A 24,592-nucleotide genomic window follows, 5' to 3' on the forward strand; every position below is an offset into this window, starting at 1 on the left:
GCGCCGGCCGGCCGCGTGCCGCCGGCGTGTGTGCCCTGCTCCGCGTCGCCGCCCGGCGTACGACCGCGCCGCTCCCCGTGAGCGGCGCTTATCCATTTGCCCGTCGAAATGTCTCCTGATTCGGCTGTGACCACCAGCCTGCGCCGCTCGCTGCTCCGGCGCCTCGCCGCGCCGCTGTCGATGCTCGCGCTGATGAGCGGCCTGATCGCCTACTGGCTCGCGTGGCAATACACGCAGCACGTGATCGACCGCTCGCTCGCCGATCTCGCGACCGCCATCTCGAAACAGATCCAGATCGCCGGCCCCGACGCGCCGTTCACGGTGCCGCCGCTCGCACAGGCGATGTTCTCCGATCCCGCCGAAGCGCTGATCTACCGGATCAGCGACGGCGAACAGGAACTCGCCGGCGATCCGAAGCTGCCGCTGCAAGGCATCAACGTGCGCCGCATGCATCACGCGTACGTGTTCGAGGCCGAGTACGACAACCGCGCGGTACGGGTCGCGCAGGTGCGCGTCGACAACGTCGAGGGCGGCAAGCCGATGGTCGTCGAGGTCGCGCAGCCGGTGCGGCACCGCTACCGGATCGCGGCCGAATTCCTCGTCGCGATCATGATGCCGCTGCTGCTGCTGCTGCTCGCGGGCTGGGGCATCGTCTGGCGCGTCGTCAACCAGCAGTTGGGCCCGCTCACGCATCTCGCCGATTCGCTGAACCGGCAGACCCACACGTCGCTGGAGCCGGTCGACGAAACCGAAGTGCCGCTGGAGATCCGGCCGCTGACGAGCGCGATGAACGCGCTGCTCGGCCGCCTGAAAACCGCGCTCGACGCGCAGCGCAAATTCATCGCCGATGCCGCGCACCAGTTGCGCACGCCGCTCACGGCCGTGAAGCTGCACGCGGAGCAGGCCGCCGTCGCGCGCGACCCGCACCAGACCTACGCCGCGGTGCGCGAGCTGCGTGCGGCCGCCGACCGCGCAGTGCGGCTGTCGAACCAGCTGCTGTCGCTCGCCCGCGCGGAGCCGGGCGAACAGGCCGCGCGGTTCGTCGACGTCGACCTCGCGGCGATGGCGTTCGAGACGGGCGCCGAATGGGTGCCGCGCGCACTCGCGTCGCATGTCGACCTCGGCTTCCAGCGCAGCGACGACCCAGGCGACGACCCAAAGCTGACCGTGCGCGGCAACCCCGTGCTGCTGCGCGAGGTGATCGCGAACCTGCTCGACAATGCGCTGAAATACGTGCCGCTCGCGCGGCCGAACGGCGCGCGGATCACGGTGAACGTCGCGCGCAGCGCACTCGAAGGCGGCGAGCCGGCCGCCGAGATCGTCGTCGAGGACAACGGCCCGGGCGTCCCTGCGAACCAGCAGGCCGACCTGTTCAAGCGCTTCTTCCGCGGCGACGCGCAAAGCGGCAATGGCGTCGAGACCGGCGCCGGGCTCGGTCTCGCGATCGTGCACGACATCATCGCGATGCACGGCGGCACGGTGTCGTACGAGGATGCGGCGGAAGGCGGCTCGCGCTTCGTGGTGAGGGTGCCGCTGGCCGCGCGTACGGAGAAGCCGGCCAGCGAAACGCCGGCCGACGCGTCGGCGCACTGAGCGATTCGCGGCGGGGGCCGGCCGTCGGCAGGACTGCCCGCCGGACAAGGAAGCACGAAGGACGGCTGCACGACGCGGCAACCGTCCGCTGAAACGGCAGCGGCAGCGCACGATGCGCCGCCGCCTGCATCACTTCTTGTTTTTCTTGTCCTTCTTCTTTTTCTTCTTCCCGCCGTCGTCCGACGTCGCGAGCAGCGTGCCGCGGCACGATGCCGCGCCGCAATGGCACGCGTATTCGCGCTTGAGCGTCTTCGTCAGCTTCGCGTCGATCACGAGGCCGTAGTCGTAGAACAGTTCCTCTTCCGGCCCGATGTCGCGCAACGCGTGGATGAACACGCGGCCTTTGACCTCCTCGGCTTCGCAGTTCGGCGCGCACGAATGGTTGATCCAGCGCGCGCTGTTGCCGTCGATCTTGCCGTCGATCACGCCGCCCTCGTCCAGTGCGAAGTAGAACGTATGGTTCGGCTCGCTCGGGTCGTGCGGATGGCGGCGCAACGCTTCCTTCCACGAAATTCGCTCGCCCTTGTATTCCACTACGCGCTCGCCGGCCTTGATCGGCGCCACGGCGAACACGCCCTTGCCGTGTACTCCCGAGCGGCGCACCGCGATCCTGCGTGAACTCATCGAACCAATCCTTGTGAAGACGACTTGAATGGAAGACGGCCGCGAGCGCGGCCCGGCGCCGCGCAAAACGAAAAACGCGGCACCGGTCGGTGCCGCGTCGGGGCATGCGGCGAATCACCCGCATCCTACACGTTCACGATTGCTTCGTTCAACATCGCGCTCAATATTGCGCGCTTGATGTTCAACGCTGGCCGAATGCGATGTCGCCGAACAACGCCTTGTGCTCGCGCGGCTGCGAGCGCCAGTACTGCGGCGGCGCCGTCACCTGCGCACCGAGCTCGGCCGCCGCGTGCCACGGCCAGCGCGGGTCGTACAGCATCGCGCGCGCCATCGCGACGAAATCGGCATCACCGGCCTCGATGAGCCGGTTCGCATGCGCCGGCTCGTCGATCAGGCCGACCGCCATCGTCGGCATGCCGACCGCGCGCTTCACCGCCTGCGCAAACGGCACCTGGTAGCCGGGCGACAGCGGAATCTTCTGCAGCGGCGATACGCCGCCGGACGACACGTCGATCCAGTCGCAGCCGCGGCGCTTCAGTTCGTGCGCGAATGCGATCGTGTCGTCGAGCTCCCAGCCGCCTTCGACCCAGTCGGTCGCGGACACGCGCACGCCGACCGGCCGATCCTCCGGAAACGCCGCGCGCACGATCTCGAAGATCTCGAGCGGAAAACGCATCCGGTTTTCGAGCGAGCCGCCGTATTCGTCGGTGCGCCGGTTCGCGAGCGGCGACAGGAACTGGTGCAGCAGGTAGCCGTGCGCCGCGTGCACTTCGATTGCGTCGATGCCGAGCCGCGCGGCGCGCTTTGCCGAGGCCGCGAACGCTTCGCGGATCCGGTTCAGGCCCGCCGTATCGAGCTCGAGCGGCGGCGTCTCGCCGTCCTTGTGCGGCACGGCCGACGGCGCATGCGGCAACCAGCCGCCGTCGGCGACCGACACCAGCTGGCCGCCCTGCCACGGCACCGCGCTCGATGCCTTGCGCCCCGCATGCGACAACTGCATCGCGACGCGGATCGGCGAATGCTTGCGGATCGCGGCCAGCACGGGCTTCAGCGCGGCTTCGGTCACGTCGTCCCAGAGGCCGAGGTCGCCGTGCGTGATGCGTCCGTCGGGTTCCACCGCGGTCGCCTCGATGCAGAGCAGGCCCGCACCCGACAGCGCGAGATGGCCGAGGTGAATCATGTGCCAGTCGGTCGCTTCACCGCGGTCGGCCGAGTACTGGCACATCGGGGAGATCACGATCCGGTTCGGAAGGGTCACGCCGCGCAGCGTGAACGGGGAAAACAGCGCAGTCATGGAGGCCGCTCGCCAGGAAAGGAAAAGAGCGGACGAGCGTAGCACGCAGGCCGGAAGCGTGCAGATGGCGCGGCCGGCAGTAAGCGGATGGTCAGGTACGGCCGGCAGCAGGTTGCCGGCGATGCGGGAAAAGCGTGGCACGCGGTGATGCGCCGGCCCGCAACGGATGCAGGCCGGGCCCAACCTTCACGGCAAGCGGCGCCGCGTGCGGCGTCACAGCCCGACGCTGTCGAGCCACTCCGTGAACATGTGCCGCGCGGCCGTCTCGAGCGCGGGGCCGTGCTGCGCGGTATCGGCGCGCAACTGGCGCGCATCGACGCCCGGCGTCGACGCGATTTCGCCGGCGTTCGCGATCAGCCACGGTTCGAAGCGGTCGGTGCGGATTTCCGGATGGCATTGCAGCGCCAGCACGTGCTGCCCCCACGCGAATGCCTGGTGGCGGCAGGCTGGTGTCGACGCGAGATGAATCGCGCCGCCCGGCAGGTCGAACGTATCGCCGTGCCAGTGCAGCATCGACGTCGCCGCGCCATCCAGATGGCGCAGCGGCGACGCGCGGCCGGCGTCGGTGAGCGTCAGCGGCGCCCAGCCGAGTTCGTGCTGCGCGGCCGGATAGACGCGCGCGCCGAGCGCACGGGCGATGAACTGCGCGCCGAGGCAGATGCCGAGGATCGGCAGCCCCGCGTCGATGCGCTCGCGCACGAGCGCCGCGAGCGGCGCGATCGTCGGATACTGCGCATCGTCGTACACGCTGAGCGGCCCGCCGAGCACGACGAACAGCGACGGCTCGAGCACGTCGAGCACCTCGACCCGCGACGATCCGACATCGACGTAGCGCACCCGCCGGCCCCGTTCGCCGAGCACCTGCTCGAAGCTCCCGAGATCCTCGAAATGCACGTGGCGGATCGCCACGACTTCACCGTTCATCATCGGCCTCCCGGTCGATCGACGGACGTCAGCCTGCGAAAATCTTCCAGGTCTTCTTCTGCGTCGCCGCGTCGGCTTCTTCCTGCACCGAGCAGTCAAGACGCAGATCGCTGTCGGACATCGTGATGTCGAGCGCCGCGCAGTAATGCACGGTCTTCTTCGACAGCTTGCCCGGCTGGAAGTGGGCGCACGTCACGCACATGCGCTGCGGTGGCGTCGCACCGGCCACCTGCAGCTCGCGCAGCGTCTTCAGCAGCGCGCGATACAGTGCGCCCTGCTCGTCCGCGCCGAGCTTGCCGACCGCTTTCGTCAGGAATTCAGGCCATTGCAGTGCCTTCTTCGCGGCCGTGCGGCCACGGGCCGACAGGCGCACCGCCAGCGCGCGGCCGTCGTCCAGCGCACGGCGCTTCTCGACGAGCCCCTTCGTCTCGAGCGTGCTCACCGCATCGCTCGTGGTCGCCGCGGTGAGCTGCGTCTCGCGCGCGATCTCGCCGAGCCGCATCGGGCCCTTGCGCTGCAGCAGCAGCACGAGAATCTCGCCCTGCGTCGGCGTGAGGCCGGCGCCTTCCGCCCAATCCCATGCCTGGCTTCGCATGGCCGTACTCAACCGCAGCAGGCTGTGGGTCACACGTCCCGAAGCCTGATTCCCGTAAACGCCTTCGCTCATAGTCTTTTCGCTTTGCCGCCGCCCGGTTTGCCGAGCGGCCGTAGTGTGGAGATCGAATGTCTATCTCAAAACAGACACCCTCTTGCGAGTGCGTCAGCACGGCCGTCGCGAGGCACACGCGGCGGTCGCGTTCGCGGCGACCGGTGAGATACGCGTCGTTCCGGTGTCCGCAAAGCCGATATTCTAAGCGAGAGCGGAAAATCGCACAGCTAAGTTATCCCCTGCATTCTGTGGAAAATCGCTGGATAACTACAATTTTTCGTTGTGCCTGCAATGCCGTGTGCCCGCAGAACGGGGCAGGCAGGCATTTTCCTGTTCGGATCGGCCACCGGGCCGACGGCAATGATCCACCGGGTTATCCCGCCCGCAGACCGTTGACTTTGCAGCGGAATATCGGGTTATCCACAGATTTTCAGGACGACTGGCAACGATTTCGGCCCGAAACGGCGCCGACCGCCGTTCAGTGAATCGCAACGCGGTCGAGCCTGTAATCCGCAAAACATTTTTTCATTCGCGCCAACGTAAGCACTGCTGGCGGACCGTCTCGTTCAGCGATTTTTCCTGTTTGAAAACGGTTCTCAACCACGATGCGTCGTTCACGCGCGCCTTGGCCAGCGCGCCGATCTCGTCGAGCGCCGCGCGCGAACCGAGCGCGGCCGCGTGCGGCGCGATCCGGTCGAGCGTGTCGAGGATGTCTTCCGCGATCGTGCGGCGCTCACCCGTCTGAGGATTCACGCAGGTGCCCTCGAGCCCGAAGCGGCACGCCTCGAAACGGTTGAACGTGTAGACGAGGTAGTCGTCCTCCGACAGCTTCAGCGGCCGGTCGGTCAGCAGGTAGCGCGCGAGCGTCTGGATGTAGCAGGCAATCGCCGCCGCGCGGTCGACCGACAGCGGCGTGTCCATCACGCGCACCTCGATCGTCCCGTAGCCGGGCTTCGGACGGATGTCCCAGTAGAAGTCCTTCATCGAGTTGACGACGCCCGTGTTCACCATCTTCATGAAGTACTCCTCGAAGCTGTCCCAGGTCAGCACGAACGGCGCGCGGCCCGACAGCGGAAACGCGAACACCGAATTCAGGCGTGCCGAATGGAAGCCCGTATCGACGTTCTGCACGAACGGCGACGACGCGGACAGCGCGATGAAGTGCGGAATGAAGCGCGACATCGAGTGCAGCAGGAACAGCGCGCTGTCGGGATCCGGGCAGCCGATGTGCACGTGCTGGCCGAACACGGTGAACTGCTTGGCGAGATAGCCGTACAGCTCGGAGATGTACTGGAAGCGCGGCGCATCGTAGATCTGCCGATCGCTCCATTGCTGGAACGCGTGCGTGCCGCCGCCGCACAGCCCGACGTTGAGCTGGTCGGCCGCCTTCACGAGCACGTCGCGGATCGCATGCAGCTCGTTGACCGCCTGCTCGTGCGAATGGCAGATGCCGGTCGACAGCTCGATCATGCTCTCGGTGATTTCCGGCGTGATGTTGCCCGGAAAGGTCTCGCCCTGGATCAGGCGCATCAGGTCGGATGCCGCTTTGGTCAGGTCGTAGTTGTGCGTGTTGACGACCTGGATCTCCAGTTCGACGCCGAACGTGAACGGCTCGGAATTGACGAAGGTTTCGAGTGCCATGGCAGGTTCCGGAATCAGTTGCTGTCGCTGCGTTCACCGACCGCCGACAGGCATCGGTAGACGACGAACGGGCTGACGAGCTGCAGGATCACGATCGAGCACATCACGATCGCGCGCAGGTGCGGGTCGAAATTCGGATAGAGCTGGTAGGTGTCGTCGACGAGCAGGTACGACAGCGCGGACATCGGCGTGAGCGCGATGCCGAGCGCGACGCCCTGCTTCATCCCGATGCCGCTCGGCTTCGCGAACGCGACGACGCCGGCCAGCTTCGCGACGAGCCGCGTGACGATCAGCACGACTGCGAGCAGGCCGCCGAGCGCGATGTCGCCCCACGTGAACGACGTGAGCGTCAGCACGAACAGGATCACCGTCAGCAGCCAGCCGGCCGTGCCGAAGTGCTCGGGCCACAGCTGCGGGCGCGCCTCGAGGTTCTTCACGATGATGCCGGCGAGCAGCAGCGTGAGCAGCGTCGACAGCTTCAGCGCCTGGGCGACGGCAATCGCGAGCATCACGAGCCCGAACAGCGCGACGAACGAATGCTCGTCGCGCATCGTCGCGTTCATGTGACGGAACAGGTAGTTGCACGAACGCGCGACGAGATACGCGACGATGAACGAACCGGTGAGCAGGTAGAGCGGCTGCAGGATCGTCGCGAAAACGTTGCCGTACGCTTCCTGGTGGAGCCAGCTCGTCACGAGTTTGGTCAGCACGATCGCATACACGCTGTTGAGTGCGGTGAGCGTGATGAGGCGTTGCGACACCTGCCCTTCCGCGCGCAGTTCGGTCTTGAGCTGGATCACCATCGACGGCGACGTCGCGATCGCGATCGCCGACAGCACGAGCGCGACCATCCCCGAGACGCCGAGCGCGAGCATCACGAACAGCACGAGCACGAACGTCAGCGTGGCTTCCGCGAGGCTCGACGCGACGAGCCACGGATTGCGCCGGATCCAGCGCAGGTCGAGGCGGCTGCCGAGCTCGAACAGCAGCAGGCCGAGCGCAACGTTGATCAGCAGCCGCGAGGTTTCGTCGGTGCTCGCGTCGATTACGCCGAATCCGAACGAACCGGCGACGAGACCGATCACCGCGTAACCGGTGATGCGCGGCAGGCGCCACGCGCGATAGCACAGCTCGCCACACAGGCCGGCCGCAAACAGCGCGAGCCCGGCCCAGAACACGGCATCCGGCGCGAGCGGCCAGTTGGGCAGGAATGAGAACGCCGACTTCATCGTGGTGACTTCTCCTTTGGAAGCAACCGCCAGCGACGCGGGGTCAAGCGTCAGAAAATGGATGCGCGCCGGCTGGGTGTCGCCCCGAATGTGATTGTTGTGGTCGACGACGGCGGGACATGGGATCCGCCTTCTCCGCCACTCGGCGGAAAGTCGCTCAGGTTGCCGATCTGGATTGTCGGCCTGGTGTGTGAACGGACAGCGCAGCTTCGAAGATTCAGATTCGAAATCTTGCCGACCGTTCCATTGAAGCATGTCCGGCGCCTGGCCAGACGAACGCGAAGGACACCGATTGTGCCACAGCTTTTTCGGTCTGGAACCCATTGGATCGACTCGCGGCGCTGTGCGGCACTGCAGGCCTTTGGTTTCAAAGGTTTACCTGTATATATACATAGTAGAAGTTAACAAAGGACGCACAGTTCTGTGGATAACTTCGGTTTACGCTGACGGATCAAGGGGTTGAAGAATCCATAACCTGTTGCACAGGCTGTTCGCGCACAGAAGTTTGCGTTGAGCAACTTTGGGGCCGTCTCACAGCTGTGTCGAGTTACCCAGTTTACGTCCACTGTGATTACACACGAAGCGCGCGCGGATTTCGCAAGGTTATCCACAGTATCGAGTGGATAACCTTCCACAGGAAAATCGGGAAACTGTGCGCGATTCGCGTGACCGGTCAGCCGGCCTGGCCAACGCGGCGCGCGCGCAATGCGCGGATCAGGAAGCGTGCGGGGTCGACGGCTTCGGCGAGTTCGCGCTCGAGCGGCCACGGTTCCCCTTCGAGTTGCGATGCGATCAGTTCGGCGCCGAGCGCGGCCCACACGAGGCCGCGCGAGCCAAAGCCGAATGCGCCGTAGAGGCCGGGCGTGCGCGGCAGGTCGCGTGCCTTCGCGCCGCTCAGCGCGCGTGCGTTCGCGACGGCCTGCGTTTCGTCCGCGAGCGGGCCGATCAGCGGCAGGCGGTCGCCGACGACCCAGCGGAACGCCACGCGGCCGCGCAGTGTGTCGAGGTCCGGCAGGTCGCCGATCAGACCGGGCAGCAGGCGCCGCACGCGGTCGAGGTTTTCGACGTGGCCGGTTGCGCGCATCGCGGGATCGACGTCGTCGGGTTCGAACGTCGCGCCGATCAGCAGCGAGCCGTCGTCGAGCGGCACCGCGTAACCATCGCCGATCGCCGGGCACGGCAGCGGCGCCGCACTGCCGGGCGGCAGCAGCGTGAGCTGGCCGCGCACCGGTTGCAGCACGACGTGCCGGAGGCCCGCGAGACGCACGGCGTCACCCGCGTTCGCGAGCACGACGACGGGGGCTTCGGCGAGCATGCCGCCCGCGTCGTCAAGCGCATGCCATGTGTCGCCTTGCCGTTCGAGCCGGGCGACGCCGGTGGACGCAAGCAAGCGCACGTGCTCGCCGGCCGCCGCGCATTGCGCCGCGCAAAGCCCGGCCGGCCAGACGGCGCCGCCCTGCGGAAACAGCAGGCCACCCTGCGCGACCGGCAGGTTCAGATGGGCACGCGCGGCCTCCGCATCGAGCAGCGACGCATAGTCGGACGGCGCACCGAACGTATCGAAGGCGTCGCGCATCCGCGCGAAGTCGTCGGCCGATTCGGCGAGATGGATCATCCCGTGCGTGCTGCGCGCGAACGCATGACCCGCGCGTTCGAGTGCGCGCCAGCGTGCGATCGCGTGCAGGAAGCCGCTGCGCGTGAGCCGGCTCGCGACGTTGTCGTCGCGCGTCATCAGCGGATGGAATACGCCGGCCGGATTGCCCGACGCTTCGCTCGCGATCCGGTCGTGTCGTTCGATCAGCGTGACGTCCCAGCCGCGCGCGGCCAGGCGCTCGACGACCGCACAGCCAGCCAGGCCCGCGCCGATCACGATTGCGCGGCGCGTTGCAACGGGCAGTGCGCGCGGCGGCTCGTGCCGGCGCGTGCGCCAGCGCGGCGCATAGTCGCCGACGAGCAGACCGTCGATCTCGCGATACGTGAAACCTGCTTCGCCGAGTGCGTGTTTCACGACGTCGGAATCGGCATGCGTCGCAAACGTTGCGCGTTCGCCGGCGATTTTCGCGAGTGCGCGGACCACGTGGGTCTCGTGAAGATCCGTGTCGTTCGATGACGTGAAGCGATCGAGATAGAACGCATCGGCGCGCGCGACGAGCTTCGCCAACATGTCGAGCGTGTTGCCGAACGCGAGCGTGAGCACCACGCGCCCTTCGTCGAATTCGAGCCGGTGCAGGCCCGGCACGAGCATCGGCCATGCATCGGCAAGTGCGTCGACGTTCGCCGATATGGTTGTGTTGGCAACGATGTGAGAAGCCGCGCGGCGCAGGTCGTCGCGCGAGAACGGGTGCGGTTCGACCGCGACGAAATGCAGCCGCTCGCAACGCGCGGGATCGTCGCGCCACGCGGCCCGGGTCGCGAGGAAGCTGCCGCCCGCGCCGAATCCCGTCGCGACGATCGTGAACGTGCGGCGGCCCTGCCAGCGCGTCGGCAGCCCGTTGCCCGCGACGAACGCGTGATGCGCATGCGCGCGTGACGCGCCGCGATGGAGCTCGCCGAACTCGGGCGAGACGAGCGTGCCGTCGTCGCGAAGCGCGAGCGTGGCGGGAACAAGTCGGTCTGGCATGCGAAACAAAAAACGTGGCAGCCAAGCCTGGCAAGGGATTACGCGGGGCCGTCCGACCGGTCGTTGGAAAAATCCAACGGGGCGGCGCACGGGCGGAGCGCGCTGTGTACCCTGCCCGGTTGGCGCAGGTCAAAAAATGGGCAATCGACGATTCATTCGGCGAAATACCGATGAAAATCTTTGAAACCCTTGTCGTTATTGGGTTTGCGCTGCGCTATCATAGCAACGCCGTACCGCGGGGTGGCCGCCGGCAAGCCGGAGGGCGCGTCGCGCGGGCCAGGATTCGGCGCTGTGCCGTCGGAGTCTGACTCTCGACGGCACGGTTCGCGCACGTATAATCGGCGCGTTCGCGCTGTTCGTGTCAACCTAACCTGATAAAGGAACCTTAATGAACAAACAGGAACTGATCGACGCCGTCGCCGGCCAAACGGGCGCCAGCAAGGCTCAAACCGGCGAAACGCTGGACACGCTGCTCGAAGTCATCAAGAAGGCCGTGTCGAAGGGTGATGCGGTTCAGCTGATCGGCTTCGGCAGCTTCGGTTCGGGCAAGCGCGCAGCACGTACGGGCCGCAACCCGAAGACCGGCGAAACCATCAAGATCCCGGCAGCCAAGACGGTCAAGTTCACGGCTGGCAAGGCGTTCAAGGACGCCGTCAACAAGCGTTAAACCAGCGCCTGTTCCAGGAAAAACCCGCCTCTCGGCGGGTTTTTTGTTGGGCGCGCGCGGCATTTTCGCCACAGTCCGCGCCGCTCTTGCAAGATTTAACGGTTGTTTTTACAAGCCGTTACGACGCCATTACGCGTGCACGATCTGCGTGTCGCCATGATCGTCGTCGTCGTGCGAATCGACATCCCACGCCGGGAACGGATCGTCGAACGCGGTCCATCCCGCTGCGCCGATTGTAAACTCCGCATCGGTCAGCAGGCACGCGTCGAGTTTCGCGCGCCATGCATCGGCGTCGAGCGCGATGCCGATCAGCACGAGCTCCTGCCGGCGATCGCCGACCGCGCGATCGTCGAGGTCGCCCAGCCATTCGGCGCGGATTTCACCGAGCAACTCGTCGTCGTCCGGCCATTCCGCACGATCCTGCGCCGCCCACCACAGACCGGCCGGACCATGCCGGCATACGCCGCCCGCTTGCGACAGCGAGCCCGCGATGTCGTTGCGCGTCGCGAGCCAGAAGAAGCCCTTGCTGCGCAGCACGCCCGGCCACTCCTGGTGCAGCAGCGCCCAGAGTCGCGCCGGATGAAACGGCCGCCGCGCGCGGTAAACAAAATTGCCGATCCCGAATTCGTCGGCTTCGCCGTGCACGTGCGCATGATGCGGATCGTTGCAGTCGGGGTCGTCGCAATGCGTGTGATCGCGATCGAGCGACGCCAGCCAGCCCGGCGCGTTCGCGGCCTCGTCGAAATCGAAGCGGCCGGTGTTCAGCACTTCGCCGAGCGGCACGTTGCCGAACGTCGACACGACCTGGTGCGCGCGCGGATTGAGCCGCGCGAGGATGTGCTGCAGGCGCGCGAGTTCGTCGGCGCCGACGAGATCGGCCTTGTTGATCACCAGCACATCGCAGAATTCGATCTGCTCGATCAGCAGCTCGACGAGCGTGCGGTCGTCGCTTTCCGACGCGGCGATGCCGCGCGTCGCGAGCGCGTCGTCGGACCCGTAGTCGCGCAGGAAGTTGTATGCATCGACCACGGTGACGAGCGTGTCGAGCCGCGCGGTTTCGCCGAGCGACGTGCCGTCGTCGTCGACGAACGTGAAGGTTTCGGCGATCGGCATCGGTTCCGCGATACCGGTCGATTCGATCACGATCGCGTCGAAGCGGCCTTCGGACGCGAGGTTGCGGATCTCGACGAGCAGATCGTCGCGCAGCGTGCAGCAGATGCAGCCGTTCGACATTTCGACGAGACGCTCCTCGACATGCGACAGCGCCTGCGCGTCGCGCACGAGCGACGCGTCGATGTTGACCGCCGCGAGATCGTTGACGATCACGGCGACTTTCAGGCCCGCGCGGTTCGCGAGAATGTGGTTGAGCAGCGTGGTCTTGCCGGCGCCGAGGAAGCCGGACAGCACGGTGACGGGCAACGGCTGGTTCATTGCCGGATTCATAACGATATGCACCAACGGAAAAATTGAAAAAGCGGCCGCGGCGCCCTTCCGGGGCGCGATCGGCCCGCGCACGGGCGAAGTTGCGGCGTGAGCCCGCATTGTGCATCAAACCCGCGCCGGCTGGCCGGCACGGCGTCAGGCCGCGATGCGGCGCAGCGTCATTGCACGGGCGGCAGCAGCTTCCACTGCGACAGGATGCCGGCGATCTGCCGCGCGTACTTGTCGCGCAGCGACGGTGTTTCCGAATGATAGGCGCCGACGGCCTGCCACGTGTTGCCGTAGCGGTTCATCTTCTGCTTGAGATGCCACGCGGCGATGTAGACGTTCTTGCACGGTTCCATCAGCGTGTCGCGGCCAATCCCGTAGCGCGACAGTGCCGGCAGATGGATCGAATTGATCTGCATCAGGCCGTAGTCGATCGAACCGTTCGTGTTCTTGTTCAGCGCACCGGGACGGTTGCGCGACTCCTGCCACGCGATCGCGCGCAGGATCAGCGGATTGACCTGCTGGTATCTGGCCGCCTCGTCGAAACAGTCCGCGCGTGCGTCGGCGCTGGCGAACCACGCGCCGGCGGCGATCAACGCGATCGAAGCGAACCGTCTGTTCATGGGCGGAAAAAAAGATTGCGCGCGGGTCGGGAAAACCCGTGCCTGTTATTCGTACGACGAGAAACGCGCCGCCCGTATCATACCGGCAGTCCGTCAGGTTGAGACATGCTGGAATACGGCAGCCCGGTTATACCGCATTTCCGTGTCGGTTCATCGTAAAAACGGGGACGATGGCCGGCATGCCGGGGCAGCTCGGAATATTACAGATTGCATACGGCTCGCCGGATACATGTCGTATGTGAGACAGTCCTCGGATCAATGTGATATTTCGGACATGAAAAACTGCTAATGTCGCCTCTTTCGGACTTGGATCCCAGCACTACCGCCGGAAGTGGCCTGAGCCGGCATCGACCCATTCATCCATGACAAGAAATCGCTTCGTTATGCGGCGCATTGCCACGACCCTGATCGTCGCCGGCATTATCGTCTCGCAGGCCGCCTACGCTCAGGTCACGCTCAACTTCGTGAATGCGGATATCGACCAGGTCGCCAAGGCGATCGGCGCCGCAACCGGCAAGACCATCATCGTCGACCCCCGTGTGAAGGGGCAGCTCAACCTCGTGGCCGAACGTCCGGTGCCGGAAGACCAGGCACTGAAGACGCTGCAGTCGGCGCTGCGTATGCAGGGCTTCGCGCTCGTGCAGGATCACGGCGTGCTGAAGGTCGTGCCCGAGGCCGACGCGAAGCTGCAGGGCGTGCCGACCTATGTCGGCAATGCACCGCAGGCGCGCGGCGACCAGGTGATCACGCAGGTGTTCGAGCTGCACAACGAATCGGCGAACAACCTGCTGCCCGTGCTGCGCCCGCTGATCTCGCCGAACAACACGGTGACGGCCTACCCGGCGAACAACACGATCGTCGTGACCGACTATGCGGACAACGTGCGCCGCATCGCGCAGATCATCTCCGGCGTGGACAGCGCCGCGGGTGCGCAGGTGCAGGTCGTCCCGCTGCGCAACGCGAACGCGATCGACCTCGCCGCGCAGTTGCAGAAAATGCTCGACCCGGGCGCGATCGGCAACAGCGACGCGACCTTGAAGGTGTCGGTCACGGCCGACCCGCGTACCAACTCGCTGATGCTGCGCGCGTCGAACGGGTCGCGCCTCGCGGCCGCCAAGCGGCTCGTGCAGCAGCTCGACGCGCCGAGCGGGGTGCCCGGCAACATGCACGTCGTGGCGCTGCGCAACGCCGACGCGGTGAAGCTCGCGAAGACGCTGCGCGGGATGCTCGGCAAGGGCGGCGGCAACGACAGCGGCTCGTCGGCGTCGTCCAACGATGCGAACAGCTTCAACCAGAGCGGCGGCTCGTCGTCGAGCGGCAACTTCTCGACCGGCACGTCCGGCACCCCGCCGCTGCCGTCCGGCGGCCTGGGCGGCTCGTCCTCGTCCTCGTCGTCGTATGGCGGCGGCGCATCGGGCGGCGGCAGCCTCGGCAATGCCGGCCTGCTCGGCGGCGACAAGGACAAGGGCGACGACAACCAGCCGGGCGGGATGATCCAGGCCGACGCGGCGACCAACTCGCTGATCATCACGGCATCCGAGCCGGTCTACCGGAACCTGCGCTCGGTGATCGACCAGCTCGACCGGCGCCGCGCGCAGGTCTACATCGAGGCGCTGATCGTCGAGCTGAACTCGACGACGGCCGGCCAGCTCGGGATCCAGTGGCAGGTCGCGAGCGGCGCGCTGCTCGCCGGCACGAACCTCGCGGCCACCGCCGGCACCGTGGCCGGCAACAGCATCATCAACCTGACGACGGGCACCGCGGGCAGCACCGCGACCGGGCTGCCGGGGAACCTCGCGAATCTGAACCAGGGCCTCAACATCGGCTGGCTGCACAACATGTTCGGTGTGCAGGGGCTCGGTGCGCTGCTGCAGTACTTCGCGGGCGTGAGCGACGCGAACGTGCTGTCGACGCCGAACCTGATCACGCTCGACAACGAAGAGGCGAAGATCGTCGTCGGCGAGAACGTGCCGATCCCGACCGGTTCGTATTCGAACCTGACGAGCGGCACGACGAGCAACGCGTTCAACACCTACGATCGCCGCGACGTCGGCCTCACGCTGCACGTGAAACCGCAGATCACCGACGGCGGGATCCTGAAGCTGCAGTTGTATACCGAGGATTCGGCGGTCGACACCGCGACGTCGAATGCGCAGACGGGCCCGTCGTTCACGAAGCGCTCGATCCAGTCGACGATCCTGGCCGACAACGGCGAAGTCATCGTGCTCGGCGGCCTGATGCAGGACGCGTACAACGTGTCCAACAGCAAGGTGCCGCTGCTTGGCGACATCCCGTGGATCGGCCAGCTGTTCCGTTCCGAAAGCAAGCAGCGCAAGAAGACCAACCTGATGGTGTTCCTGCGCCCGGTGATCATCGCCGATCGCGGCACCGCGCAGGAAGTCACGTCCAACCGCTACGACTACATCCAGGGCGTGACGGGTGCGTACAAGTCGGACAACAACGTGATCCGCGACAAGGACGATCCGATCGTCCCGCCGATGCCGCTGGGCCCGAGCCAGGGCGGCACGGCGGCCGGCAACCTGTTCGACCTCGACAAGATGCGACGCCAGCAGATGCAGCGTCAGGTGGCGCCGCCGGTCGAACCGGCACCGGTGCAGCCGCAGAGCGTGCCGCAGCAGACGGTGCCGCAACAACCGCTGACCGCCACGCCGGGAGCGTCGCAGTGAGTGACGTGCTCGCGTCTTCCGCCCACGACGGCGCGCCGGACGAACGGCAGCCGCCGTCGCCGCTCGCCGCGCGCCTGTTGCCGTACGGTTTCGCGAAGAGCGGCCAGGTGCTGATCGCGCACCAGCTCGACGACACGCTCGAGGTGTGGATCAGCGAACGCACGAGCGATGCCGCGCTCGCGGAAATCGCGCGCAACTTCGGCTCGATTTCCGTGCACCGCGTGCCGGCCGACGAGCTCGCGCAGGCGATCAACCACGCCTACTCGCGTCATGACGGCAGCGCCGCGCAGGTGGTCGGCGAGGTCGAGGGCGAAGTCGACCTGTCGCGGCTGATGCAGGACATTCCTGAAGTCGAGGATCTGCTCGAATCGGAAGACGACGCGCCGATCATCCGGATGATCAACGCGCTGCTCACGCAAGCGGCGCGCGAACAGGCGTCGGACATTCACATCGAGCCGTTCGAGAATGCGTCGGTCGTGCGCTTTCGCGTCGACGGCACGCTGCGCGACGTCGTGCGCCCGAAGAAGGCGCTGCACGGCGCACTGATCTCGCGGATCAAGATCATGGCGCAGCTCGACATCGCCGAGAAACGCCTGCCGCAAGACGGCCGCATCACGCTGCGCGTCGGCGGCCGGCCGGTCGACGTGCGCGTGTCGACGCTGCCGACCGGGCACGGCGAGCGCGCGGTGCTGCGTCTGCTGGAAAAGGATGCGCAGCGGCTGAATCTCGAGGCGCTCGGGATGGGCCGCGACACGCTCGTCCAGTTCGACAAGCTGATCGCGCGCCCGCACGGCATCGTGCTCGTCACGGGCCCGACGGGGTCGGGCAAGACGACGACGCTGTATGCGTCGATGTCGCGGCTCGAAACCGCGACGACCAACATCATGACCGTCGAGGACCCGATCGAATACGACCTCGGCGGCATCGGCCAGACGCAGGTGAACGAGCGGATCGGGATGACCTTTGCCCGTGCGCTGCGCTCGATCCTGCGCCAGGATCCGGACGTGATCATGATCGGCGAAATCCGCGACCTCGAAACCGCGCAGATCGCGGTGCAGGCATCGCTGACGGGCCACCTCGTGCTCGCGACGCTGCACACCAACGACGCGGCATCGGCCGTCACGCGTCTGACCGACATGGGCGTCGAGCCCTACCTGCTCGCGTCGTCGCTGCTCGGCGTGCTCGCGCAGCGGCTCGTGCGGCAGCTCTGCCCCGCCTGCAAGGAAGAGCGGCACGAGGACGGCCGCACCGTGTGGCATCCGGTCGGCTGCGACAAGTGCGGGCATTCGGGCTACGCGGGCCGGCGCGGCGTATACGAACTGCTGCTGGTCGACGAGTCGATCCGCGCGCTGATCCACCGCAATGCGGCCGACGCGGAGATCCTGGCCGCCAGCCGCGCGGAAGGGATGCGCACGCTGCGCGATGACGCCGAGCGCTGGCTCGCGTCCGGCGCGACGTCGCTCGAGGAAGTGCTGCGCGTGACGGGAGGCGCATAGCGCGATGCCGGCATTCCGTTTCGAAGCAATCGATTCGGCGGGACGCGCGCAGAAAGGCGTCATCGACGCCGATAGCGCGCGCGCCGCACGCGGCCAGTTGCGCACGCAGGGGCTCACGCCGCTCGTCGTCGAGCCGGCCGCGAGCGCGACGCGCGGCGCGCGTTCGCAACGGCTCTCGCTGGGCCGCAAGCTGTCGCAGCGCGAGCAGGCGATCCTCACGCGCCAGCTCGCGAGCCTGCTGATCGCGGGGCTGCCGCTCGACGAGGCGCTCGGCGTGCTGACCGAGCAGGCCGAACGCGACTACATCCGCGAGCTGATGGCCGCGATCCGCGCCGAGGTGCTTGGCGGCCATTCGCTCGCGAATGCGCTGGGCCAGCATCCGCGCGATTTTCCGGAAATCTATCGCGCGCTCGTCGCGGCGGGCGAGCACACCGGCAAGCTCGGCCTCGTGCTGTCGCGCCTGGCCGACTACATCGAGCAGAGCAACGCGCTGAAGCAGAAGATCCTGCTGGCGTTCACGTATCCGGGGATCGTCACGCTGATCGCGTTCGGCATCGTCACGTTCCTGCTGAGCTATGTCGTGCCGCAGGTCGTCAACGTGTTCGCGAGTACGAAGCAACAGTTGCCCGTGCTGACGATCGTGATGATGGCGCTGTCGGATTTCGTGCGGCACTGGTGGTGGGCGATCCTGATCGCGGTCGTGCTCGTCGTGTGGGTCGTGAAGGCGACGCTGTCGCGCGACGGGCCCAGGCTCGCGTTCGACCGCTGGGTGCTGACCGCGCCGCTCGCGGGCAAGCTCGTGCGCGGCTACAACACGGTGCGCTTCGCGAGCACGCTCGGCATCCTGACCGCGGCCGGCGTGCCGATCCTGCGTGCGTTGCAGGCGGCCGGCGAGACGCTGTCGAACCGCGCGATGCGCGCGAACATCGACGACGCGATCGTGCGCGTGCGCGAAGGCTCCGCGCTGTCGCGTGCGCTGAACAACGTGAAGACGTTTCCGCCGGTGCTCGTGCACCTGATCCGTTCCGGCGAAGCGACGGGCGACGTGACGACGATGCTGGATCGCGCGGCCGAAGGCGAAGCGCGCGAGCTCGAGCGTCGCACGATGTTCCTGACGAGCCTGCTGGAGCCGCTGTTGATCCTGGCGATGGGCGGCATCGTGCTCGTGATCGTGCTGGCCGTGATGCTGCCGATCATCGAGCTGAACAACATGGTGCAGTAACGGCCTGACCGTCGGCGAGGCCGTTACCGTTCAGCGCATGTAGATCGCGGGGGACGGCGTGTTCGCCGGGAGCTGGATTTCGGCGCGGGCGCCGTTGCGGTCGACGATGATCGAGCGGGGGCGGACTTCGGCGAGCTTCGCGCCGGGCGTGACGTCCGCGCCGAGCGACACGGCGCGCGGCGGTTCGCCGCCGATGCCGACGATCGCGGCGGCGCCGTGGTCGAGCGCGAGGATGCCGAACAGGTGGATGTCCTGCACGGGATTCTTGTCGAGCTGACCGCCGAAGAGCGCCGCGGCGTCTTCGGTGCGGATCGGCAGCCGCGCGGCGGCGGCGGGCAGCGGCGCTTCGCGGGCCGACAGCGTGACGACCCAGTAGGTGGCCGTCGCGCACAAACCCGCGAAGAGGGCTAGGGAAAGGATCCGGATCGAGAGCGGGTTCATGCGCGCTATTGTACGGATGTATATGAAATTTGCGTTGGGTGAAAGCCCTCGGCAATGCGCGCCTTACAATGCGTGCTCCGCGCCCGCGGGTTCGGAAGGTTGCCGTCAGGCAATCGTCCGGGTGCGCCGGGTGCGTCACTCAACCAACGACATTTTTTTGGAAAGAGGTAGTCAGTCATGCAAACGTGGATCACTCGCCGCAACGCGGCCGTGCGTCGCCAGCGCGGTTTCACGCTGATCGAGATCATGGTGGTGGTCGCGATCCTCGGGATCCTCGCGGCGCTGATCGTGCCGAAGATCATGAGCCGCCCGGACGAGGCGCGTCGCATCGCCGCGAAGCAGGATATCGGCACGATCATGCAGGGCCTCAAGCTGTACCGTCTCGACAACGGCCGCTATCCGACCCAGGAGCAGGGTCTGAACGCATTGATCCAGAAGCCGTCCACCGATCCGATCCCGAACAACTGGAAGGACGGCGGCTATCTCGAGCGCCTGCCGAACGATCCGTGGGGCAACGGGTACAAGTACCTGAACCCGGGCGTGCACGGCGAGATCGATGTATTCAGCTACGGCGCCGACGGCAAGGAAGGCGGCGAGAACAACGACTCCGACATCGGCTCGTGGCAGTAAGCCGTCGCTGACCGGCCCGACGCTTCGTTCCCCGTTCTTCATGCTCGCCATTCGCACGACCTCCCGCTGCGGCCGCGATTGCCGCGTGCGTCGCGGCACGGCGCCGTCCGTACCGGCGCGGGCCGGCGGCGAGCCGATGAAGCACGGTGCGCGGCGTCATCGCGCGCGCGGCTTCACGCTGCTCGAAATGCTGGTCGTGCTCGTGATCGCGGGGTTGCTCGTGTCGCTCGCGTCTCTGTCGCTGACGCGCAATCCGCGCACCGACCTGCGCGAGGAAGCGCAGCGCGTCGCGCTGCTGTTCGAGACCGCCGGCGACGAAGCGCAGGTGCGCGCCCGGCCGATCGCGTGGCAACCGACCGCGCACGGCTTCCGTTTCGACGTGAGCTCGCCTGACGGCTGGCGCACGCTGCGCGACGACCTGCTGCGCCCGCGCGACTGGGACGGCGGCGTCACGAGCGCCGACATCGACTACCCGGGTTCCGACACGCATGCGAACCGTGTCGTGTTCGGCACCGAGAGCATCGACACGCCGGTGCGCGTGACGCTGCATTCGGCCGTCGGCAGCGCGACGATCGTCGGCACCGGCAACGGCCGCTACGAGGTGCAATGACGATGCGTCGTCGCCTGCCCTTCCCCGTTTTTTCATCGCCCTCCAGGAGCACTTCCTCCGGAGCCCGGCCTGCGGCCGGCCTCGTCGGGGCGTGCCCCCCAAGGGGACTTCGTGCGGCGCGCGGCTTCACGATGATCGAGGTGCTCGTCGCGCTCGCGATCATCGCGGTCGCGCTCGCCGCGTCGATCCGCGCGGTCGGCACGATGGCGACCAATGCATCCGAGCTCCATCGCCGGCTGCTCGCCGGCTGGAGCGCCGACAACGCGCTCGCGCAGTTGCGGCTCACGCATGCATGGCCGGAGGTCGGCGAGCAGAGTTTCGACTGCTCGCAAGGCAACGTGCAGCTCGTCTGCACGCAGCGCGTAAGCACGACGCCCAACCCCGTGTTCCGGCGCGTCCGGATTTCGGTGAGCATGCCCGGGCGTTCCGGCGTGCTCGCGCAAATGGTGACGGTGGTCGCGAATGAAACCAGCCGTCCGCTCTGACGCGCCGATGCGACGCCCGCCCGCCCGCCCCGCCCGCGGCTTCACGCTGATCGAGCTGATGATCGCGATCGCGATCCTCGCGGTGGTCGCGATCCTCGCGTGGCGCGGGCTCGACCAGATCATGCGCGGCCGCGACAAGGTCGCATCCGCGATGGAAGACGAGCGCGTCTTCGCGCAGATGTTCGACCAGATGCGCATCGACGCACGACTGGCCGCGACCGACGACGAGGCCGGCCAGCCGGCGATCGGCGTCGCCGGCAATACGCTGCAGATCGTTCGCGAACTCGACGTGCCGGGCGTCGCGCCGCGGCTGCAGGTGGTCCGCTACCGGATCGCCGGTGGGCGCGTCGTGCGTTATGCGTCGCCGCCGCTCGACGACGCGAACCGGCTGCGCAACGTGCTGAAGGACAGCAGCGTCGAAGGCTGGAGCTGGGTCGCGCTGATGGGCGGCGTCGGCGCGATCGACGCGAAGCTGTACGTGCCGCGCGTGGGCTGGACCATCAACCTGCAGACGGCCAACGACGCACTCGCGCTGAACAACGATGCGCTCAAGGTGCCGCAGATCGGCAACGCGCCGCCGGCCCGCGCGGTGACCGGGCTGCAGGTCAGCATCGGCGCGACGTCGCTGCGCGTGCCGGTCACGCGCATCTTCCTCGTCGGGGAATGACGATGCGCGCGCGCCCTCACCGCTCATTGTCGGCCGCCCGCGCGCAGGCACGCGGCCGCCAGCGCGGTGCCGCGATCATCACCGCGCTGCTCGTCGTCGCGCTGTCGGCGATCCTCGTATCGGGGATGCTGTGGCGCCAGCAGGTGCAGATCCGCCGCATCGAGAACCAGCGCGTGATCGCGCAGGCGCAGTGGGTCGCGCGCGGCGCGCTCGACTGGACGCGAATGATCCTGCGCTCCGAGGGCGACACGGCGCCCGGCATCACGTATCTCGGCGGGATCTGGGGCGTGCCGATCGCGAAGACGAAGCTGTCGGACTTCCTCGGCCGGATCGGCGCGCCCAACGACACGAGCAGCGAAGACACCTATATCTCCGGCTCGATCGAGGACGCGCAGGCGAAGTTCAACCTGCGCAACCTCGTTGCGTCGCCGGCGCCCGGCGTGCTGCAGCTGAACGTCACGCAGCTCCAGGCGTTCCAGCGCCTGCTGACGACGCTCGGCTACGACGGCGCGTTCGCGAAGCGCATCGCGCTGCAGGTGCGCGCGGGCCTGCTGCATTCGGCGACACGTTTCCAGATGCCGACACTGCCGGGCGGCGGCACGGCGCCGCCGATCACCGCGCCGGTGACGACCGATCAGCAGGGCGGCGGCGGCTTCACGGACGATCCGGGGGCCGGCGCTTCGGGCATGACGGACGGCGACCGCGGGCCCGCGCCGCTGATGATGACGAGTGTCGACAGCCTGCTCGACGTCGACGGCGTGACGCCCGAGATGGTCGCGCGCCTGCGCCCGTTCGTCACCGTGCTGCCGACCACGACGCCCGTGAACATGAACACGGCGCCGGCCGAGGTGATCGCGGCGCTCGTGCCGGGGATGGGCGTGTCGTCCGCGCAGGCGCTCGTGTCGCGCCGCGAGACCGTGTTTTTCCGCAACGTCGGCGACGTGCAGCTTGCGCTGCGCGGCGCCGGCGCGCCGCCGAACGTGACGATCGACTCGAGCCTTGTCGACGTCAATTCGAGCTATTTCATCGTGCATGGCCGGATCCAGCACGAACGCGCGGAGGTCGACCGCACCTCGCTCGTGTATCGTGATCCGACCACGCACTCGACGCGGGTCGTGCGCATCCGCGACCAGCTATAACGACGCCATTCGGGAGAGGAGCTCTTGTGAGCACGTTGATTGTTTCTTTGCCGCCGCGCGAGCCTGCCGTGCCGTTGCAGGAATGGCAGTGGCCCGAGCTGCCGTTCACGCTCGTCGACAAGGCCGGCCATGTGCAGCGCGCCGGCCGCGCCGCGCTCGCGCTGCTGCCGCGCGCGAATGCGACGGTGCTGATCGTCGCCGCGCGCGACGTGCTGCTGCTGGCCGCGACCGTGCCGCCGCTGAAGGGACCGAAGCTGCGCCAGGCACTGCCCAACATCGTCGAGGATCAGCTGATCCAGGATCCGCTCGGCTGCCACATTGCGCTCGATCCGGACGCGCTGCCCGACGGGCGCCGCGTGCTGGCCGTCGTCGATCGCGCATGGTTCCGCACGATCTGCGAAGCGTTCACGGCGGCCGGCCACCGGCACCTGAGCGCGGTGCCCGCGACCCGCTGCCTGCCGGCGCCGCGCGCGTCGGCCGAAGCGGCATCCGTCCCTGCCGACGGTGAAACCATCGACGCCGCCGCGCTAGCCGCGGACCCGATCGAGCCGGCCGCCCGCCCGGCGACGGTGGCCGCGGTGCTCGGGCTCGCGACGTCGGTCGAACCGGTGCTCGTCGAAGCCGGCGCGCAGCTGGCCGCGGCCGGTGCGCCGCGCCTCGAACTCGCGGTCGCGCGCGGTGCGCTCGGCGAAGGCTTCGCGGCGCCCGCGTCGCGCGCGGCCGGCACGCTTGCCGCACTCGCGGGCGGCGGCGCCGTCGAACTGTACGAACTCGGCGAACCGGGCGCGGAGCCGCGGCTCGCATCGGTCGGCCGCACCGACGGCCCGCTGCTGCCGGGCGCCGCGCCGCTGTCGTTCGATGCGTTCGCGCGGCGCGCGCTGGCCGAGAAGTTCGATCTGTGCCAGTTCGAATTCGAGTCGCAGCCGTGGCGCTTCGACCGCGCGACGGTGAAGCGCCTGCGCGTGCCGCTCGCACTCGTCGCAGTGACGCTCGGCGTCGCGGTGATCGGGATGAACCTGCACTGGTGGAAGCTGTCGCGCGAGCGCGATGCGCTGTCCGCGCAGGTCACCGAGACGCTGCTGTCCGCGTTCCCGAAGACGACGACGGTGCTCGATCCGCCCGCGCAGATGCAGCGCCAGCTCGACCAGTTGCGCCTGGCGGCCGGCGAGCTGTCGCCGAACGATTTCCTCGCGCTGGCGAGCGGGCTGTCGCGTTCGATGGGCGCGCTGCCGCTGAACGGCATCGCGTCGCTCGACTATCACGACCGGCGGCTCGACGTCGGCTTCAAGCCGGAGGTCAAGGTCGATCCCGATTTCACGCAGCGTCTCGCGCGCAACGGACTGTCCGGCGAAGTCGACAGCAACACGGGCAAATGGACCATCCGGAGCCGCTCATGAAAACGGAACAACTGAACCAGGCGCTGGCCCAGTTCTGGGGTGAGCGCTCGCCGCGCGAGAAGACGCTGCTCGGCTGGGGGGGCGCCCTGCTGGCGATCGTGATCGCGTATTCGGTGCTGTGGTCGCCCGCGCAGGAAGGCCGTGCGCGGATCCAGCGCGAGCTGCCGACGTTGCGTCGCGAGCTCGCGCAGATGACCGCGCAGGCGAACGAGGCGAAGTCGCTGGCGGCCGCCGCGCAGGGCGTCGCGCCGACCGGCCTGGCGCTGAAGGATGCGCTGACCGCGTCGCTGTCCGATCACGGGCTGCAAGGTGCGCAGGTGCAGATCGTCGGCAACGGCGTGCAGGTCCAGATGAAGAACGTGTCGTTCCCGGCGTGGACGCAGTGGCTCGACGATGCGCGCCGGCAGTTCAAGGTGCAGGTCGGCGAGGCGCACGCGACCGCGCTGAAGGAAGACGGCCAGGTCGACCTGACGGCCGTGATGCAACCTTCGACGCAGAAATGACGCAGTGGATGATGCAAGTGGCG

At 67.5% G+C, this 24,592-nt stretch carries 22 protein-coding genes; 12 read left to right on the top strand and 10 right to left on the bottom strand.

The features are described from left to right. The first annotated feature begins 108 nt into the window (after nucleotides 1-108). A complete protein-coding gene (locus BFF94_RS22060) occupies nucleotides 109-1,593 on the top strand; it encodes a sensor histidine kinase (protein ID WP_219139833.1) in 1,485 nt (494 codons plus the stop codon). A gap of 129 nt (nucleotides 1,594-1,722) precedes the next feature. On the opposite strand, the gene BFF94_RS22065 is transcribed toward BFF94_RS22060, so the two are convergent. From BFF94_RS22065 to mnmC, 7 genes are all read right to left on the bottom strand, one after another. Next, nucleotides 1,723-2,217, bottom strand: coding sequence for an SET domain-containing protein (locus tag BFF94_RS22065; protein ID WP_128850867.1), 495 nt, complete (start codon nucleotides 2,215-2,217; stop codon nucleotides 1,723-1,725). 181 nt (nucleotides 2,218-2,398) lie between these two features. Next, a complete protein-coding gene (locus BFF94_RS22070) occupies nucleotides 2,399-3,511 on the bottom strand; it encodes an NADH:flavin oxidoreductase/NADH oxidase (RefSeq protein ID WP_219139834.1) in 1,113 nt (370 codons plus the stop codon). 213 nt (nucleotides 3,512-3,724) lie between these two features. Beyond that, complete coding sequence (locus BFF94_RS22075) at nucleotides 3,725-4,435, bottom strand: glutamine amidotransferase (RefSeq protein WP_219139835.1); 711 nt, start codon at nucleotides 4,433-4,435, stop codon at nucleotides 3,725-3,727. 28 nt (nucleotides 4,436-4,463) lie between these two features. Beyond that, nucleotides 4,464-5,102 carry a MarR family winged helix-turn-helix transcriptional regulator gene (locus BFF94_RS22080; RefSeq protein ID WP_128850870.1) on the bottom strand — a complete coding sequence of 213 codons (639 nt, stop codon included), beginning with the start codon at nucleotides 5,100-5,102 and terminating at the stop codon, nucleotides 4,464-4,466. A gap of 507 nt (nucleotides 5,103-5,609) precedes the next feature. Continuing rightward, the gene (locus BFF94_RS22085) at nucleotides 5,610-6,725 is read right to left on the bottom strand and encodes a YbdK family carboxylate-amine ligase (protein WP_219139836.1); all 1,116 of its coding nucleotides are present in this window, start codon (nucleotides 6,723-6,725) and stop codon (nucleotides 5,610-5,612) included. Nucleotides 6,726-6,739: 14 nt separating this feature from the next. Further along, entirely contained in the window at nucleotides 6,740-7,954 is a 1,215-nt protein-coding gene (locus BFF94_RS22090) for a cation:proton antiporter (RefSeq protein ID WP_128850873.1), read from the bottom strand. 673 nt (nucleotides 7,955-8,627) lie between these two features. Further along, complete coding sequence (gene mnmC / locus BFF94_RS22095; RefSeq protein WP_219139837.1) at nucleotides 8,628-10,574, bottom strand: bifunctional tRNA (5-methylaminomethyl-2-thiouridine)(34)-methyltransferase MnmC2/FAD-dependent 5-carboxymethylaminomethyl-2-thiouridine(34) oxidoreductase MnmC1; 1,947 nt, start codon at nucleotides 10,572-10,574, stop codon at nucleotides 8,628-8,630. 388 nt (nucleotides 10,575-10,962) lie between these two features. Here mnmC and BFF94_RS22100 point away from each other — a divergent pair, with 388 nt between their 5' ends. Continuing rightward, complete coding sequence (locus BFF94_RS22100; RefSeq protein ID WP_074262967.1) at nucleotides 10,963-11,241, top strand: HU family DNA-binding protein; 279 nt, start codon at nucleotides 10,963-10,965, stop codon at nucleotides 11,239-11,241. Nucleotides 11,242-11,370: 129 nt separating this feature from the next. Here BFF94_RS22100 and BFF94_RS22105 read toward each other — a convergent pair whose 3' ends face one another. Continuing rightward, entirely contained in the window at nucleotides 11,371-12,684 is a 1,314-nt protein-coding gene (locus BFF94_RS22105; protein WP_128850878.1) for a GTP-binding protein, read from the bottom strand. A gap of 158 nt (nucleotides 12,685-12,842) precedes the next feature. After that, complete coding sequence (locus tag BFF94_RS22110) at nucleotides 12,843-13,292, bottom strand: lytic transglycosylase domain-containing protein (RefSeq protein WP_128850881.1); 450 nt, start codon at nucleotides 13,290-13,292, stop codon at nucleotides 12,843-12,845. Nucleotides 13,293-13,675: 383 nt separating this feature from the next. Here BFF94_RS22110 and gspD point away from each other — a divergent pair, with 383 nt between their 5' ends. Genes gspD through gspF form a run of 3 tightly spaced genes read left to right on the top strand, consistent with a single transcriptional unit; the run spans nucleotide 13,676 to nucleotide 18,697 of the window. Beyond that, nucleotides 13,676-15,979 (top strand): type II secretion system secretin GspD, encoded by a 2,304-nt coding sequence (gene gspD, locus BFF94_RS22115; protein WP_128850883.1) that lies wholly within the window; start codon nucleotides 13,676-13,678, stop codon nucleotides 15,977-15,979. After that, the gene (gene gspE / locus BFF94_RS22120; protein ID WP_128850885.1) at nucleotides 15,976-17,475 is read left to right on the top strand and encodes a type II secretion system ATPase GspE; all 1,500 of its coding nucleotides are present in this window, start codon (nucleotides 15,976-15,978) and stop codon (nucleotides 17,473-17,475) included. Before gspD ends, gspE begins: the two co-directional genes overlap by 4 nt. A 4-nt stretch (nucleotides 17,476-17,479) precedes the next feature. Next, the gene (gene gspF / locus BFF94_RS22125) at nucleotides 17,480-18,697 is read left to right on the top strand and encodes a type II secretion system inner membrane protein GspF (RefSeq protein WP_219139838.1); all 1,218 of its coding nucleotides are present in this window, start codon (nucleotides 17,480-17,482) and stop codon (nucleotides 18,695-18,697) included. 30 nt (nucleotides 18,698-18,727) lie between these two features. Here gspF and BFF94_RS22130 read toward each other — a convergent pair whose 3' ends face one another. Beyond that, nucleotides 18,728-19,138, bottom strand: coding sequence for a general secretion pathway protein GspC (locus BFF94_RS22130; RefSeq protein ID WP_128846678.1), 411 nt, complete (start codon nucleotides 19,136-19,138; stop codon nucleotides 18,728-18,730). 177 nt (nucleotides 19,139-19,315) lie between these two features. Between BFF94_RS22130 and gspG the strand changes: the two genes are divergently transcribed. The 7 genes from gspG to BFF94_RS22165 are packed head-to-tail and all read left to right on the top strand — an operon-like array spanning nucleotide 19,316 to nucleotide 24,569. Continuing rightward, the gene (gene gspG / locus BFF94_RS22135) at nucleotides 19,316-19,768 is read left to right on the top strand and encodes a type II secretion system major pseudopilin GspG (RefSeq protein WP_128846675.1); all 453 of its coding nucleotides are present in this window, start codon (nucleotides 19,316-19,318) and stop codon (nucleotides 19,766-19,768) included. Between the two features lie 40 nt (nucleotides 19,769-19,808). After that, nucleotides 19,809-20,378 carry a GspH/FimT family pseudopilin gene (locus BFF94_RS22140; RefSeq protein WP_128846672.1) on the top strand — a complete coding sequence of 190 codons (570 nt, stop codon included), beginning with the start codon at nucleotides 19,809-19,811 and terminating at the stop codon, nucleotides 20,376-20,378. After that, entirely contained in the window at nucleotides 20,375-20,863 is a 489-nt protein-coding gene (gspI, locus tag BFF94_RS22145) for a type II secretion system minor pseudopilin GspI (protein ID WP_372454266.1), read from the top strand. Before BFF94_RS22140 ends, gspI begins: the two co-directional genes overlap by 4 nt. Further along, nucleotides 20,841-21,530, top strand: a complete 690-nt coding sequence (locus BFF94_RS22150; RefSeq protein WP_219139839.1) for a PulJ/GspJ family protein — start codon at nucleotides 20,841-20,843, stop codon at nucleotides 21,528-21,530. Before gspI ends, BFF94_RS22150 begins: the two co-directional genes overlap by 23 nt. Nucleotides 21,531-21,532: 2 nt before the next feature. Continuing rightward, a complete protein-coding gene (gene gspK, locus BFF94_RS22155) occupies nucleotides 21,533-22,669 on the top strand; it encodes a type II secretion system minor pseudopilin GspK (protein WP_128846663.1) in 1,137 nt (378 codons plus the stop codon). 26 nt (nucleotides 22,670-22,695) lie between these two features. Beyond that, nucleotides 22,696-24,066: a type II secretion system protein GspL gene (gspL, locus tag BFF94_RS22160; protein ID WP_219139840.1), complete on the top strand. Its 1,371-nt coding sequence runs from the start codon at nucleotides 22,696-22,698 to the stop codon at nucleotides 24,064-24,066. After that, entirely contained in the window at nucleotides 24,063-24,569 is a 507-nt protein-coding gene (locus tag BFF94_RS22165) for a type II secretion system protein M (protein ID WP_128843733.1), read from the top strand. Before gspL ends, BFF94_RS22165 begins: the two co-directional genes overlap by 4 nt. Nucleotides 24,570-24,592: the final 23 nt, after the last annotated feature.

It is taken from the genome of Burkholderia catarinensis, from assembly GCF_001883705.2.
Classification (GTDB): domain Bacteria; phylum Pseudomonadota; class Gammaproteobacteria; order Burkholderiales; family Burkholderiaceae; genus Burkholderia; species Burkholderia catarinensis.